This is a genomic window from uncultured Jatrophihabitans sp., from assembly GCF_964244045.1.
In the GTDB taxonomy this organism is placed as follows: Bacteria; Actinomycetota; Actinomycetes; order Mycobacteriales; family Jatrophihabitantaceae; genus Jatrophihabitans.
Window position 1 is genome coordinate 1 of sequence record NZ_CAXTHK010000054.1, and the last position, 14,625, is coordinate 14,625.

The window sequence follows — 14,625 nt, forward strand, 5'->3', positions numbered from 1 at the left end:
CGGTCACCACGATCAGGAACCCGACTTACACCACTCGGCGGGACTCTCCCCCCTGGATCCGGAAGAGCCCTTTCTCTAACGCGGTGCATCAAGACCCGCTAATTGCCTTGGAGCAGGGTGACGCCGGCCCTCCAAGCCCGAACGTCGGCAGGGGAGTCCTCGATCGTCCAATCGCGCTGCGTGCGCTGTTCGAACCAGGTAATGCCGGCAATGTATCGGCGCTTATTCACCTGACGAAATGCATCGGCGATCCATGCCGCCTTGTTGCCACCTTGAGGGGCGCAGCCGATTTCGGCGAGGTAGAGCGGTTTTCTCGGCGCGATCCTTCGCAACGTATCGAGACTCGGTTGGAACAGCGTGCTGAACGTCTCCCAATGGAAGCCATCGCCGGCGCCGAAGTTATATCCGGACAGCCCGACGTCGTCGACATATCGGTCACCCGGGTAGAGCGCGCTCATTGCGACGGAGCCGGGATAGGCCAGGTTTGGCGACCACATCCACCGCACGTTGGGCACGTGCTCAGCTGTGAACACGATGTACACGTGGCGCCACATGGCGATGTAGTCGGCTGAGGTGTTCCCGTTCGCTCCGGCGGCCCACGGGTACCAGTTGCCATTCATTTCGTGGCCCAAGCGCAACGTTACGTGACCGCCGGTCAGCGTGAACGCCTTCACTGATCGTGCATAGGCCCGAATGTATGCGTCGTGCGCGCCGCTGGCGATCTTGCGGTCAGTCCAGTCCAGCTGCTCAGCGCAGTCGCATTGGGGCGCCCAGGGTTCCCAGTTGACGAGGATGCTCATGCCCCGGCTCATCGCGGCCGCGCCGGCGACCGCGTCGAAAGGCAGACCGGCTGCCCACTGCTGGTAAATGCCAAGCTGGTTCGGGACGCTGCCGGTCGTCTTTATGAATCCGGCCAGCCGGTTCAGCGGTAGCGAGACACCGACCCGTCTCAGCACAGGCACGGACGTCGCCGGCTCATGCGGCGCGACGGAGGAGGCCTGGGTGGAAGCGGGGTTCGAGGTGGGCCGGGTGACGCCGCGGGAGGCAGCGGCTGATGGCCGATGGCCGCTCGGGTCGGCTCCGGTGCAGGCCGTGATACTGAGGGCCAACATCATGACGACGCCGAGTTGACGCAGGGCCCGCGCGTAGATCATGAGGACGGCTTCGGTCGCCGGTCGACGTCCCTGACGGTCCCGTATTGAGCGCGGTTGACCGCCAGAACACCCTCATTAGACGACCGGAAACGGGCGGACGACTCGCGACGCGAGCTGCCAGGGTGTCCTGGGGTGGGAGCGAGGTGCGCTATCCGCGTCTCATCGGCCCGGGTCCTCAGGTCGTCGCCGCCGTTCCCGGCGTTCGCGTGCGCCATTGCCGTCCTTTCAACCCGTCCACTCAGTGGCTGCAGCACAAGACGGACGTCGACCGACCGAGAACCGCGTCCCCGATTCGCGTACCTGATGTATAGATCGGCCGGCGGCGCGCAGACTTGAGCGCACCAGGCGGTGCCGACGGCGGACGTCTGGCTTACAAGTTCCCGGTTGTGGCGATCTCTCGGCAGGGGAATTGTTTCGCGGGACCTCGCCTCAATGGCGCAGGTAGGCCCCTACGCCGCGGGCGAAGGCGGCGCCTGCGGCCGGGGTGGAGTCGACGCGCCAGTCGGCTTCCTTATCGAAGCTAAAGAACATGACACCGCGCACCTGCCGCCAGGTCCTCAGCGTCCGCCACATAGCCGCTGTCCAGGCCGCCTTGTTGCCGCCGGTCTCGGGGCAGCCGACCTCGCCGATGCTCACCGGCCGTCGCGAAAGCCTGGCCAGTTGGGCCATCCCGGGACCGAACACTGTCGCGAAGCTCGTCCATTCGGACCCGGGCTGCAGCGTCGACCAGTTGTAGCCGTCGAGGGCGACCTCGCCGACGTTCGCGTCGCCAGGGAAGACCCGCGACAGCGGCGCGCTACCGGGGAACGGAACGTTCGGCGACCACACCCAGGTCACCCGGGTGGCGTGGTTGGCGCGGAAGACCGACACCACGTGATTCCAGGCCCGGACGAACGACCCGGGCGCGTTGCCGTTCTGCCCGTCGGCCCAGGGGTACCAGGTGCCATTCATCTCCTGGGCCAGGCGCAGGCGCAGGGGGTGCCCCCAGGCCGCAATGGCCCGCGCCCAGGCATTCAGGTAGGCGTCGTAATCGCCGCGGGCGATGCGCGCCAGCGCATAGTCGGGCTGCGACGTGCCGGCGGCCGGGTCCCACGGCTCCCAGGTGATCTCGGGGATCGCACCCGCCCGGCGGATGCGTTCGGCATCGGACGTTGGAAAACCGGCACGCAACGACCACGCGACGTACCACATGACCACGCCCGGACGTTGACCTGTTGACCGCTCCAACGCGGTCAGTCCGCTGGTGTCGCCCGGTAGGTCCGGCAGCGTGACCCCCCAGGTGCGCCGCGGATAGGCGACGGTAGCAGCCACCGGGCTGGCGTCCGGCACTTCAGGGGTCGAGCCAAGGTGGACCGTCATCGCAGTGACCGCAGCAGCGCCGGGACGGGTGGACGTGGCGAGAGGTGCCGGCACCACCGCAGCCACGACGCCGGCAACGAGGGCGGCCACAAGCAGCAGCACGCCCAGCGTCGGCATACCGCGGTGGTCGGGGTGGTCGGGGCGGTCGGGGGCGACGCCTCGCTGCATGATCGATCCTCTCCCGTGCGCATGGTGCGTGCGACGAAGCGACGCAAACCTACCCCCGGGTGGTGCGATGAACCCCTAACAACGATCACTACAATTCGCGCTCAGAAGCGCTCCGGATGCCAGTACACGTTCTCTGGATCACCGTTGATGATGTTGGCCACGGCCTCGATGCCCTGCGCGTAGGAGTAGTCCTGGTTGCACGACTCGTAACGCCATCCGCCGAAGCGGCCGCGGCTGTGGATGCCGTGCGCGCGCAGCTGGTCGTCGAGCCTGCGCAGGATGGCGTCGCGACCGAGCGTCGGCACCGGGTAACCCATGGGCACCAGCTCGGTCCACACCGCCTCGATCGCGCACAGGTCGGCTCCGAGCCGGCGGATGCTCTCCCGGCAGCCCGCGACCGCGGATTCGAGCTCGGTCGGCCGATGCACCGAGGTGCTGACCTCGCAAAGCACGTTCCAACGCCCTGGCCCGGCGTTCGCCGAGTCGTAGTTGCTGAGCACGGTGGCGCGGTACCACGGCACGCCCGGGTCGGGACTGGCCACATAGGTCGTATCGGCGAGCAGAGGCGGGGGGTCGCCCCGGAACCCGAAGCCGATTGCGTACACGCTGGAGGCCGCGAGTGACGGCCCGTCTGTCGTCGCCGGGGTCAACCCGATCCACGAAAGCAGGGTCGTGAGCGGCGCGGTGCTCACGCACGAGCGGAAGCTGACCACCTCGCCCCCGTCCAGCGTCGCGGTGCGCGCGCGGAGGTCAAGGCTGACGACATCGGTCCCGAAACGGAAGCGCGAGGTGTCACAGATCCGGTTGTGCACGGCGGTCCACAGCGCGCCGGTGCCGCCCTCGGGGTAGGGGAAGAACTCCTCGACGGGCGGCGGCTGGTCGGCGGCTAGGCCGATGGCCGGGACGTTGCGGCGGTCCGACCCGCCGCGCAGGCTTGTCCAGGCGTGATCCACGTTCTCCAGGGGATGGGCCCACATCTTGGTCGTGTGAGGTACGAGGAAGCGGGCCGCGAGGTCCGCGCCGAATTGATTGCGGTAGTACTCGGCCAGATTGGCCGCCGGCGCCTCGGGCGCCAGGTCCGTCGGCAGCTGCGTCAGGTACTTCTGGATCGGGGTCAGGTGCATGACCCCGTTCATCCAAACTCGGCCGCGCCGCCGGACGCCGCGCATCGTTACTCCGGACGCGGCGATAGCCTTGTCGAAGCTGTCAAAGTGGCTGTGAATGACGTGCCCGCCGAGATCCCAGGTGAAGCCCGCCTCGTCGTGGACTGACCGGGCCATTCCACCGGGGGTGTCCCCGGACTCGACCACGAGGTGGTCGACGCCGCGTTCGGTGAGTGCGGCGGCGGCGCCCAGACCTGTGGGTCCGGCTCCGATGACCAGGACGTCAGTACTAGCGGTCATGACCAACCCGCCGTTCGAGCCCGACCAGCGCGTCGCCGACCCCCAACGCGATCGCGTCCAGGCACACCTGGTTCGCGTGCGTCCAGTCGTGCGGTCCGGCGTCGTACACGCAGAGCGCGCCGACGACCAAACCCTCGACGGTGCGCAACGGGCTGCCGAGGAAGGCACCCACGACACCGCCGGCCACGGCAGGTAACGAGGACATCCGGTCGTCGCCTCGTGTGTCGGGGATGCACACCGAGGCGCCGGTGCGCGCCATTGCGGCGCACACGGCGTCCTCGAACGACGTGATGTCGCCAACCGTCGCTATCACTCCGTCGGCTCGCCGAAGCGTGCCCTGCTCGGCGACGACGACGATCTGCCTGGTCGACACGAGGCATACCTGCGCGTGCTCGGCCGTAGTGGTTGCGGCCGCCTCACGCACGAGCGCGCGCAGCGGTTGCGCCGCCGCAGGGTCGCCCAGGACGAACTGGGCGAGGGTCTCGGCCTGCCGTGCCCGCAGGGACGGATGCCAACCGTCACCCGGGAGCCAGCCGGTGTTGGTCAGGCCCATCACCGCCGATGGATTTCTCACGAGTCGACTGCCTCCTGGGCCCGAGGTCGCACAACCGAAATCAGCGTCGACCCGCCGTAGTCATCATGTTAGATTATTGTTAGTAATTGCGCACCTGCGGTGAATATGACGACAACCAACTTGTCAACGGATGGAAAACGCGATGACGATGTCCATCAGCGGTGCACCGCCGATTGGTCCTGCGCCCGCTCCCGTAGTGGGAATTCTGGAGCCGGCGGACGTCGTCCTGGAAGAGATGCGCGGGTGGCCGCGGCGCACTGCGCTGCTCGTCGGCGATCGTCCCCAGCCGAAGTTGGTCAACGCCTTGCACGCATTGGGCTTCAGCACGGCCGTCGCCCCGCTCATCAATCTCGAGCGGGTGGCGGCGCTGGCCTCGCCCTTCACGTTCTGCATGATGTCGCCGGAGGTGCTGGACGGCGATTCCGTGGTCGAGCGGCTGGTGGCCCTGCGCCGGTACTCACCCTCGGCCCGGTTCCTGCTCGACGCGCCGGTCGACGAGCGCGCGCCAGAGGTATTAGTCCGTGCGATGCGTGCTGGCGTGGTTGACGTCATCGACGGCACCGATGCCGGTGCCGTCGAGAACGCCCTCGCCGCGGGCCTGTCCGCCCTTGGACTGCACCGCGAGCGGGTTCTCGCGGTTGGTGCGCACCCCGACGACGTCGAGATCGGCTGCGCCGGAACGCTGCTCGACCATCGCTTGCGCGGCGACCGCGTCTCGATCCTCACGCTCAGCCGTGGTTCGGTCGGCGGCGACCAGTTCGAGCGGCTGCGCGAGGCCGACACTGCGGCGGAGGCCATCGGGGCGCAACTGATCTTCGGCGACCTGCCCGACACGTGCATCGACGAGGGCGTGAGCACCATCCGGTTAATCGAGGAGGTCGTGCGCCTCCTGCAGCCCACGGTGGTCTACGTGCATTCGCAGCACGACAACCACCAGGACCATCGCGCAGTCTCGCGGGCGACCGCAAGCGCGACGCGCCAGGTACGCCGCGTGTACGGCTACCAGTCGCCCTCGGCGACGAACGAGTATCGGCCGACGAAGTTCCTCCCGGTCGATCACGTGCTGCAGCGCAAGGTGCAGGTGCTGAAGATGTTCACTTCCCAGAACGGGCGCAGCTACCTCGAACCGGAACTCGTCGTGGCGGGATCCCGGTACTGGGCGAGGCACCTCGGAGCCAACGCCCGCTACGCCGAACCCTTTGAGGTGATCCGCTCGGTCGGCGATCTGCGACAGTCCTCGACCGCCGATTCACCGATCACCGGGGGGCAATTGGCCTTCGGCCTGCCCGCCTACGACGCCGGCGCCGGGTTCCGGCCCCGCATTGTCTGACGTGCCGCGCGAATCGGAGCTCCAGAGATGACTGCGTCCGCGTTCCCCCTGGCCCTGCAGCCCGCCGGCCGCTCCAGCAACGCCGAGGCCGCCGAGCCCGCCGTGGCGCGGGTAGTCCCGGTCCGCGACTCGGAGCTGACGGCGGGCCAAGTACGCGCCCGGCACGTGGAGCAGCTGTCGGCCGGCACCGCCGTCGACGATCGGTTCGACCGCATCACTGCCCTCGCGACAACGCTGTTCGGCGTGCCGATGTCGGCGGTAACCCTCGTCGACGAGGAGACCGTGCACTTCCCGGGCAACAGCGGATTCGACGATCTTGCACCCGTCAGCCGCGGCTCGGCCTTCTGTGATGTCACCGTGAAGCTCGGCTCACCCGTCGTGGTGGGCGACGTAACCGCTGACGCCCGATTCGCCGATCTCCCAGTGGTCAACGGGCCCCCTTACCTACGCTTCTACGCGGGAGTGCCGCTCAACGACGAGGACGGCGTCACCGTCGGCACCTTCTCCCTGTTTGACACCGTGCCGCGGCAGCTGGACCGCACGCAGCTGGTGATGCTGTCGCAGCTCGCGTCCTGGGCGCGTCGCGAGCTCGTCGACTCCACCGAGATGGAGCGCGCGCGCACGGTCCAGCGCTCGCTGCTGCCGACGCGCACCGTTGCGCCGCCCGGGTACGCGATGGCCGGAGTATGCCTACCCACCAAGGGCGTCGGCGGCGACTTCTTCGACCACGCCGTGGTCAACGGAAAGCTCCTGCTCACGCTGATGGACGTCATGGGCAAAGGCGTCAGCGCCGCGCTGGTCGCCGCATCTGTGCGGGCGCTCATCCGTGCGTCGGTCAGTCACCAGGTCGCCCTCGTGGGCACCAGCGGCGATCGGAGGGGTTCGCGGGTCACCGACGTGGTCACGGCCACGGATGCCCTCGTGACCGACGACCTCGCCCAGACGGGCACGCTGGTTACCGGGTTCGCTGCCGTCGTCGACCCACCGACCGGTGTGATCACGTGGGTTGACGCCGGACACGGGCTCGCGATCATCGTGCGCCAGGACGGGACTTCCGAGCGACTGGTCGGTGAGGACCTGCCCATCGGGCTTGGACTTGGCGGCCGCTGGACCGAGCACCGCAGCCGGCTACTCCCCGGTGACGTCCTGCTGGTGGTGAGCGACGGGTTGTTCGACCTTTTGGGGGGCACGGCGGAATCCTTCGAAAGGGGCATCCGCTACCTCGTGCTTGCCGACCCCGACCCGGCCACGCTGGTCGAGCGCATCGAGGACCTGACCTCGCTGGCCGTCGCCCTCGACGACGTCACCGCACTCGCGGTGCGGCGCGCGGAGGTGTCGGCATGACCGCCCTCCGCTGCGCTCCGGGCGCCGTAGGCCACGCCAATCGGTCCTGCTCCGACGGCGTCGTCGCATGACCGACGCCTGCGAAGCGACACCGAACGTGCGGCGGGTTGCTCAGCCCGAACGACGTGCGGGCGCGAGCATCGGGGATGCAATCGATCGCTATGGGCCAGGACTGGTCGGATTCGCCGGTACCCTGACCGAGGACGTCGCACTCGCTGAGAGGCTAGTGGTGCACGCCGTCCGTGACACGACCGTCGAGCCGACAACGATCGGGTGGGCCAAGGCGGTCCGGGTTCGGATCGTGCGCGGGTTGCTTTCGGGCGTCGACGACAACGATGACACCGACGACTCGAATGACTCGTTGCCGCCGGACGCAGTTGCGGCGAGTGAGTGCGATCCGCTGAGTGCCCGTATCGGAACGTTGTCGCGGCTGCACCGAACGGTGGTCTCGCTGCACTTCGGCAATCAGCTGGGCCCGGCCGCGATTGCGCGGGTGACCGGCAGCACCCAGCGCGACGTCCTGCGCAACCTGGACGAGGTGCGTTCCCAGCTCGGCGTTGTTACCGCCGCGGACGCGACGGCGTTGCGCGCGCTGCTGCACCAGCGGATGACCGCCAGCAGGTTAAACCTCGCGGCCGCCCTGGACCGAATCCGCGGCACGGCATCGTCCGCGGAGGTCGAGTTGTTGCCTGCCCGCCCGTCGATCGCTGATCAGGTCGACGCGATGTTCAAGCTCAGTGTGCGCAAGCCGCCGCCCTACCCGTCACTGGCGGTGGTGCGCCCGCTCGTCGTGCTGACCGTGGTGCTCGGGTTGAACTATCTGGTCTGGCGCTGGATCTTCTCGATCAACTGGTCCGCGTGGTGGATCGCTGTGCCCCTTGTTGTGGCTGAGACTTACAGCCTCATCGACTCGATGATTTTCGGGTTCACTATGTGGCGCCTGCAGCGGCGCCCCGACCCCGGGCCGCCGCCCGAGGACGCCACCGTCGACGTGTTCATCACCACCTGCAACGAACCCCTGGACTTGGTGATGAAGACGGCCCGTGCGGCCAAACGCATCACGTTCCCGCATACGCTGTGGATCCTCGACGACGGTAACCGCGCCGAGCTGCGCGAACTCGCCCACCGCGAGGGCATCGGTGTCATCTCGCGCTCCAGCGACTGGACCGACATGCCCCGCCACGCAAAAGCCGGCAACCTCAACAACGCGCTCATGGTGACGCAGGGCGAGTTCGTCGTCATCCTCGACGCCGACCAGGTGCCGGCCCCTGAACTGCTCGACCGCACCCTGGGGTACTTCCGCGATGAGAAGATGGCGGTGGTCCAGACCCCGCAGTTCTTCGTCAACGTCCCAAAGTCCGACCCCTTGGGCAGCCAGGCCCCGCTGTTCTACGGCCCCATCCAGCAGGGCAAGGACGGTTGGAACTCGGCGTTCTTCTGCGGCTCCAACGCGGTGCTGCGGCGTGAGGCCCTGCTGCAGATGGGCATCCGCCGCTACGTCCACGAGCTGCAGATCCGCATCGACGACGCCCTGAGCACCTCGGAGAGGGTAATTCGGCGGGCGCGCGCGAAGCTCCCGGCTGGGCAGCCCGCGGTCGACGACGCCCTACTGGCCGTGCTCGACGCCGCCCGCGACGCACGCGTCGAACTCGCGGCCGAGTCGTCGATCGCCGACGTGACCGCCCGCTTCCAGCGCCGGGTGCATATGGCCGCACGGCGCGTCGTCGAGCAGGACCTGGCCGCATCGCGCGCCGGTATGGCCGAGTTGCTCGAACTCGTCGACGAGCAGGTCGCCGAGCTGGTGGCCGATGACCTGCAGCACGAGGCCGCCCTCGACCGGCTGGCCCGGCGTGACTGGTCCCCTCTCGGTGCGATCGAGACCGTGTCGGCGCTCATCGCGGTCGTGGACGTCGACCGCGAGGACGAGGCGCAGCCGATCATGCCGATGTCGACGATCTCGGTCACCGAAGACATGGCCACGTGCATGCGCATGCACAGCATGGGGTGGAAGTCCGCGTACCACGACGAGGTACTGGCCGTCGGCCTCGCCCCGGAGGACCTCGGGACGATGCTGACCCAGCGGTTGCGGTGGGCCCAGGGCACCATCCAGGTAATGCTGCGGGAAAATCCGCTGCGTCAGAAGGGCCTGAGCCTGGCGCAGAAGATCATGTACCTCGGCACGATGTGGAGCTACCTGTCCGGCTTCGCCGCCCTGGCCTACATCGCCGCACCGGTGACCTACCTCGTCTTCGGAATATTGCCGGTGCAGGCCCTGAGTACGCAGTTCTTCGCGCGGCTGATCCCGTTCCTGCTCGTCAACCAGCTGCTGTTCTTCGTCATCGGCCGTGGCCGGTCGACCTGGCGAGGCCAGCAGTACTCATTGGCGCTGTTTCCGGTCTGGATCAAGGCCGTCACCTCAGCGGTCGGCAACGTCGTCCTAGGCCGCAGCCTCACGTTCGCGGTGACCCCGAAGGAACGGGTCCAGGTGCAGAAGCTGCCCTGGCACCTGGTCCGCGCGCAGCTCATCGCGATGGGCCTGCTGGTCGCCGCCTCGGGCGTGGGCGTGCTGCGACTGGTCGCCGGCCACGCGACCACGCTTGGCACCACCATCAATCTCGTCTGGGTCGTTTTCGACCTGGTCCTCTTCAGCGCCGTTATTCGCGCCGTCTTGTACCGCGGCTTCGAACCGGCCGGCTCGCCCACCGTTCCCGTGTCCAAGACCGACCCGCTTCCCGCGGCAACCCTCCAGGAGGTCACGCGATGACCAATTTCGCGATCAGTGAGCCGGGCATCGGCCGGGCCATCATCAAGCCGGTCGGCCGGTTGAACATGGCGGCCGCACCCAGCCTGAGCTCGACCATCGCCGACGTCGTCGGTGCCGGACGCCCGCATGTCGTCATCGACCTCTCCGAGACGGTCTTCATCGACTCCTCGGGACTCGGCGCGCTGGTGGCGTCGCTCAAGAGGTGCCGACAAGCTGGTGGGGATCTGCGGCTCGCCGCCCCGACCACCCAGGTCACGATGGCCCTCGAACTCACTAACCTTGTCCGGGTACTCGCCCCGAGCGAGACGGTCGATGATGCCCTCGCGCGCGTCTGAACAAGCGACCGGCGCGAGCACGTTGGATAGCCAGACCCGCACCTGGAGCGTCGAGCTGCCGGCGGTACCCAGCAGCCTCGACATGATTCAGGATCTCGTGGCCGAGATGTACGACAGCGTCCCAGACGACCTGCACGCCACCGACCGAATCCGCTTCGAGAGTGCGGTGGTCGAGATCGTCGGAAATGTCATCGAGCACGCGCAACCGGTCCAGCTCCACGGCGGGGTGCGGATGCGCGTCGTCGTGAGCCGGGACGAGCGGACGCTACGCGGCGTCGTCACCGACGACGGACAGTCGGCGCCGGTCGAGCTGTCGACGTTGACCATGAGCGGGCTCGAGGACGTCGACGGTAGGGGTCTGGCTATGGCCCTCGCGTTGAGCTCGGACCTTCACTACGAACGGGTGGCTGGCCGCAACCGATGGATAGTGACGTGCGACTGCACTTGATCAGTCCACGACGTCAAAGTGACGGCGCGCGCCCTACCGGTGACGCGTCGAGGCCCCGCAGCTGACACACAATCCCGCCTCGATGCGCGTCACCTGGGGTCTGGTGCACGAACAGGTGACACCTGATCTGCCTTGCTCGACGAGGAGGGCTGAAAGGATTGCACCGTGCCCAAGCCCTATCCCGAGGAGGTCTGCAACGACGTCGTGCCGCGCAAGCGTGGAGTTCGATGAGTGGTGTTGTGCGCACGGGCTCGCACGGTGCCCGCAGGATCAGTTCGGCGCCACCACGGTCAGGCCGGCGCTTGCTGCGGCCCCTGCGAGCTCTTGGTCGTAGGTGATCAGCTCGTCTATTCCGAGCCTGATGGCGACGGCGAGATGTATCGCGACATTGGACCGCAGCGGTGCGTGTGTGCCGGCCGCGATCATGTCGCCTCTCGTGAGATCGACGAGATTGACGGTGTCGAGGACCGCACGGACGGATTCGAGGTCGACATCCTGAGGGTGTCGGCCTGCGGCACAGTGCATCTCGGTGTGCAGCAGCCATGACGACACCAGTCGGTACGGCGAGGACGAGAGGGTTTCGGCCAGCGTCGCCGACTCGGCTTCCTCGACGATCAGCTTGATCGCCGCGGAGGTGTCGAGGTAGGCAAGCGTCACCATTGCCCTCGGGAGTCAGCAAGGATCTGCTCAGACGTTTGTTGTGCGGCGCGCCGACGGACGTTGCGAAGAGTGCTCGGCTCGCTCCGTGCGGGACGCAGCTGACCGCGTTGTTTCAGGTCGGTCAACGGGTCGGACGCCGGCGGGACGATGAGTGCGGCAACTCGGCCGTTGTTAGTGACCTGGACCGATTCCCCGGCCTCGACCCGGCGCAGAATTTCGCCGCTGTTGTTGCGCATCTCGCGATGGGTCACCGTGTTCACGTAGCACAGCGTAGCGCGTCTCGTCGTCGCAGGGCGGGAAGCTCCTATACGTCGGCAAGACTGAGCGCGGTTTACGAGTGTTGGCTCGCGCACCGTGCCATAACGGGAACGAATCTGGTCCTGATCGGTACTGGATAGTGGTCCTGAGCAGGAACGCGTCCTGGTCTTGAGCGGTACTGTGTGGTCATGGTGGACTACCGGGCACGTCTGATCGACGGAACGCTCGCCGAGCTCATCGGCCAGCTACCGGCTGTCTCGGTCACCGGCCCTCGAGCGGCGGGGAAGACGACGACGGCGCGGCGTCACGCTGCAAGTGTCGTCCGTCTGGACCGTGAGGCCGAGGCAGCGGCTTTTAGAGCGGACCCGGACGTGGCCCTTCGAGGGCTGTCGGAGCCGGTGCTGCTCGACGAGTGGCAGGAGGTGCCGGGTGTCCTCGGTGCGGTCAAACGCGCGGTGGATGACGCCCCTCGTCCGGGACGCTTCATCCTGACCGGCAGCGTTCGTGTCGACCTCGATACGCAGATGTGGCCGGGCACCGGGAGGTTGGTGCGCCTGCCAATGCTGGGTCTGACCGTGCGTGAGACGAACGGGCGGATAGGTGGCGCGCTGTTCCTCGACCGCCTCGTCAACGCCGACCCGGCCACGTTGGGTCCGGCGGACGACACGGACCTGGCCGGTTACCTCGATTTGGCAGCCCGCAGCGGGTTTCCCGAGCCGGCGTTGAGGCTGACCGGCTTGGCGCGTCAGGCGTGGCTGGACAGCTACGTGGACCAGTTGATCACACGCGATGTGCCGGCGATCGGGGGAGCGCGCGACCCCGACCGCATGCGCCGATACCTTGAGGCACTCGCCGTGAACAGTGCCGGGGTGGTCGAGGACAAGACGCTCTATGAAGCCGTGGGGATCGATCGCAAGACAGCTGTCGCGTATGACCAGTTGCTGAAGAATCTCCTCGTGCTCGAGGCGTTACCGGGCTGGGAGTCCAACCGGCTCTCGCGGCTCACCCGGCTGGCCAAGCGCTATCTGGTGGACCCGGCGATGATCACGACCGTGCTGCGCCTTGACTCGCCGGCAGTGTTGCGTGACGGGAACCTGCTCGGCCGACTAATTGACACCTTCGTCACCGCGCAGATCCGGGCCGAGCTGTCGCTCGCAACGTCGAGGCCGCGGTGGTACCACCTGCGCGACAAGAACGGGCGCCACGAGATCGATCTCGTCATCGAGTTCGGCGGCGGGCGCGTCGCGGGTATCGAGATTAAGGCAGCGGCCGCGCCAAGACGCTCTGACGCCAAGCATCTCGAATGGCTTCGTGACGAACTCGGCGAACGTTTCGTGGCTGGCGTCGTTCTGCACACCGGTCCGCGCGCTTTCGAACTTGCGGACCGTGTCATCGCCGCACCCATCAGCACGATCTGGGCCTAATGCTTCGATGACGCGAATGGTGAGGCCACTACGTATAAGGGCCGACTTCACAAGCCGACCACGACGCGCCACACGTCAAGGTATGTTGGGATAAACCGGCAAGATCATCTGGTAACCAGTTCGGTAGCCAATCGCCAAATTCGCACTAGTTCCTGTGAGTTCGCTGAAGTGCACCGCAGAGCTGCATCCCTTACGCAGCATGGGTTTGCGGACTTCTACGGAAGTGTAAGAATGTTCGAACATTCGTCTGGCAGGCTGAGTGCGGATCGCTTTTGAGGAGTAGGCCTTATCGGCCAGAACCCGATCGGGCCTGGTCCTGGGGCGCCCGCGCGGGCGTTGGACGCGGATCGCGGCCAGCAGGGGCAGCATCATCGGTGCGTCACCGGATTGGCCCGGGGTGAGCAGGATGACCAGCGGCCGTCCGCGTCCGTCGACTGCGGCGTGGATCTTCGTGCTCAGCCCGCCGCGGGAGCGCCCGAGGGCGTGATCGCCCGGTTCGTCCCAGCAGCAGCGGGGATTGTTGTCATTCGATGCCGCCCCCTGTGTCGCCCGGCAGGCTCGTCGAGTCCTCCACAACGATCACGTCGGCGGGGTCGTACCGCTTCGCGGTGGCCGAGTGCTGATGCGCCCGGATGACTGAGGAGTCCACGCTGACGTCCCAGTTCAGCTGGCCGCCCGCGTCAGCGTCGGCCTGGATCACTGCGAGCAACCGGTCCCAGGTGCCATCGGTGGCGAAGCGGTGGTGCCGCTTCCACACCGTCTGCCAGGGCCCGAACCGATCGGGCAGATCCCGCCACGCAACCCCGGTTCGATATCGGTGCACGATCCCCTCGACCACCTGCCGATGATCCCGAAAAGGCCTACCCCGCAGGCCATCCGAGCTCGGTAACACCGGCTCGATACGAGCCCACACCTGATCAGTGAGTTCAGCAGCACGCGTCACCGCACCAGCGTCGCGGTCACCCGCCGATCGTTTGGGAGACACGCCCTAGGCGTGCAGTTGCGAGTTCGCGACCAGCTTCGCCGTCTTCGGTCGGCGCGCAGCCAGCCCCGCCTTCCACTGCGCGACCGAGGCCCGATAGTCGAGCTTGCTGCCGCGGGCGGCGGCGTGGCGACTCGCGCGAGATCGTCGACGGGTCACGCACGATCTCTTTGGTGATCTGTCGAACCCCGGCGCCCTGGACCTTCAGCAGCGCGGTCTCCTCTCGCTCTCCGAAGGACAGATACCGGGCCCGTGGGCAGGTGCGGATCGAATGGCGTCATGCCGCCAGCGTGGCGGAACCACCGACCCCCGGCCGCCTGCGACGCGCCCAGCGCTCGCGCGGCCTCTTCATCTGGCAAAGGGGGCGTATTCGAGGTGCGTGGATGCTTGGTCTCGTCGAAGGGGTGATGAGCCGGGGTGTA

General features: G+C 67.3%; 12 protein-coding genes and 2 pseudogenes. 6 read left to right on the forward strand and 8 right to left on the reverse strand.

All coding sequences use genetic code 11. From position 1 onward, the window contains the following. Positions 1-98: 98 nt before the first annotated feature. From ACFFC4_RS21115 to ACFFC4_RS21130, 4 genes are all read right to left on the reverse strand, one after another. Entirely contained in the window at positions 99-1,154 is a 1,056-nt protein-coding gene (locus tag ACFFC4_RS21115) for a glycoside hydrolase family 26 protein (RefSeq protein WP_375504556.1), read from the reverse strand. Between the two features lie 429 nt (positions 1,155-1,583). Continuing rightward, positions 1,584-2,681: a glycoside hydrolase family 26 protein gene (locus ACFFC4_RS21120; protein ID WP_375504558.1), complete on the reverse strand. Its 1,098-nt coding sequence runs from the start codon at positions 2,679-2,681 to the stop codon at positions 1,584-1,586. A gap of 101 nt (positions 2,682-2,782) precedes the next feature. Then, entirely contained in the window at positions 2,783-4,084 is a 1,302-nt protein-coding gene (locus ACFFC4_RS21125; RefSeq protein ID WP_375504560.1) for a protoporphyrinogen/coproporphyrinogen oxidase, read from the reverse strand. Beyond that, positions 4,074-4,658, reverse strand: coding sequence for a GAF domain-containing protein (locus ACFFC4_RS21130; protein WP_375504562.1), 585 nt, complete (start codon positions 4,656-4,658; stop codon positions 4,074-4,076). The genes ACFFC4_RS21125 and ACFFC4_RS21130 overlap by 11 nt, the downstream gene beginning before the upstream one ends. A gap of 196 nt (positions 4,659-4,854) precedes the next feature. Here ACFFC4_RS21130 and ACFFC4_RS21135 point away from each other — a divergent pair, with 196 nt between their 5' ends. The 5 genes from ACFFC4_RS21135 to ACFFC4_RS21155 all read left to right on the forward strand — a co-directional run bounded on the left by ACFFC4_RS21135 (position 4,855) and on the right by ACFFC4_RS21155 (position 10,879). Continuing rightward, entirely contained in the window at positions 4,855-5,988 is a 1,134-nt protein-coding gene (locus ACFFC4_RS21135) for a PIG-L deacetylase family protein (protein WP_375504564.1), read from the forward strand. Between the two features lie 27 nt (positions 5,989-6,015). Next, complete coding sequence (locus ACFFC4_RS21140) at positions 6,016-7,332, forward strand: PP2C family protein-serine/threonine phosphatase (protein ID WP_375504566.1); 1,317 nt, start codon at positions 6,016-6,018, stop codon at positions 7,330-7,332. Between the two features lie 724 nt (positions 7,333-8,056). Next, positions 8,057-10,096, forward strand: a complete 2,040-nt coding sequence (locus ACFFC4_RS21145) for a glycosyltransferase family 2 protein (protein ID WP_375504578.1) — start codon at positions 8,057-8,059, stop codon at positions 10,094-10,096. After that, on the forward strand, positions 10,093-10,431 hold the full coding sequence (locus ACFFC4_RS21150) for an STAS domain-containing protein (RefSeq protein WP_375504568.1): 339 nt from the start codon (positions 10,093-10,095) through the stop codon (positions 10,429-10,431). Before ACFFC4_RS21145 ends, ACFFC4_RS21150 begins: the two co-directional genes overlap by 4 nt. 82 nt (positions 10,432-10,513) lie before the next feature. After that, positions 10,514-10,879, forward strand: a complete 366-nt coding sequence (locus ACFFC4_RS21155) for an ATP-binding protein (protein ID WP_375504570.1) — start codon at positions 10,514-10,516, stop codon at positions 10,877-10,879. A 270-nt stretch (positions 10,880-11,149) separates the two neighbouring features. Here ACFFC4_RS21155 and ACFFC4_RS21160 read toward each other — a convergent pair whose 3' ends face one another. Together ACFFC4_RS21160 and ACFFC4_RS21165 are read right to left on the reverse strand one after the other, a co-directional pair. Continuing rightward, the gene (locus ACFFC4_RS21160) at positions 11,150-11,539 is read right to left on the reverse strand and encodes a type II toxin-antitoxin system VapC family toxin (RefSeq protein ID WP_375504572.1); all 390 of its coding nucleotides are present in this window, start codon (positions 11,537-11,539) and stop codon (positions 11,150-11,152) included. Beyond that, complete coding sequence (locus ACFFC4_RS21165; protein ID WP_375504574.1) at positions 11,533-11,799, reverse strand: type II toxin-antitoxin system Phd/YefM family antitoxin; 267 nt, start codon at positions 11,797-11,799, stop codon at positions 11,533-11,535. The genes ACFFC4_RS21160 and ACFFC4_RS21165 overlap by 7 nt, the downstream gene beginning before the upstream one ends. A 186-nt stretch (positions 11,800-11,985) precedes the next feature. On the opposite strand from ACFFC4_RS21165, the gene ACFFC4_RS21170 reads away from it, so the two are divergent. Then, on the forward strand, positions 11,986-13,221 hold the full coding sequence (locus ACFFC4_RS21170; protein ID WP_375504576.1) for an ATP-binding protein: 1,236 nt from the start codon (positions 11,986-11,988) through the stop codon (positions 13,219-13,221). Between the two features lie 258 nt (positions 13,222-13,479). Here ACFFC4_RS21170 and ACFFC4_RS21175 read toward each other — a convergent pair. Both ACFFC4_RS21175 and ACFFC4_RS21180 read right to left on the reverse strand, forming a co-directional pair. After that, positions 13,480-14,164 (reverse strand): annotated as a pseudogene (locus tag ACFFC4_RS21175) (IS5 family transposase); the annotation flags it as partial. A gap of 54 nt (positions 14,165-14,218) precedes the next feature. Next, positions 14,219-14,550 (reverse strand): annotated as a pseudogene (locus tag ACFFC4_RS21180) (helix-turn-helix domain-containing protein); the annotation flags it as partial. Positions 14,551-14,625 lie beyond the last annotated feature (75 nt).

What these genes read in the sequence shown, in the direction of transcription:
- ACFFC4_RS21115 (WP_375504556.1), bottom strand. Translation starts at nt 1,154, where the DNA reads ATGATCTACGCGCGGGCCCTGCGTCAACTCGGCGTCGTCATGATGTTG.
- ACFFC4_RS21120 (WP_375504558.1), bottom strand. Translation starts at nt 2,681, where the DNA reads ATGCAGCGAGGCGTCGCCCCCGACCGCCCCGACCACCCCGACCACCGC.
- ACFFC4_RS21125 (WP_375504560.1), bottom strand. Translation starts at nt 4,084, where the DNA reads ATGACCGCTAGTACTGACGTCCTGGTCATCGGAGCCGGACCCACAGGT.
- ACFFC4_RS21140 (WP_375504566.1), top strand. Translation starts at nt 6,016, where the DNA reads ATGACTGCGTCCGCGTTCCCCCTGGCCCTGCAGCCCGCCGGCCGCTCC.
- ACFFC4_RS21145 (WP_375504578.1), top strand. Translation starts at nt 8,057, where the DNA reads ATGTTCAAGCTCAGTGTGCGCAAGCCGCCGCCCTACCCGTCACTGGCG.
- ACFFC4_RS21150 (WP_375504568.1), top strand. Translation starts at nt 10,093, where the DNA reads ATGACCAATTTCGCGATCAGTGAGCCGGGCATCGGCCGGGCCATCATC.
- ACFFC4_RS21155 (WP_375504570.1), top strand. Translation starts at nt 10,514, where the DNA reads ATGATTCAGGATCTCGTGGCCGAGATGTACGACAGCGTCCCAGACGAC.
- ACFFC4_RS21160 (WP_375504572.1), bottom strand. Translation starts at nt 11,539, where the DNA reads ATGGTGACGCTTGCCTACCTCGACACCTCCGCGGCGATCAAGCTGATC.
- ACFFC4_RS21170 (WP_375504576.1), top strand. Translation starts at nt 11,986, where the DNA reads ATGGTGGACTACCGGGCACGTCTGATCGACGGAACGCTCGCCGAGCTC.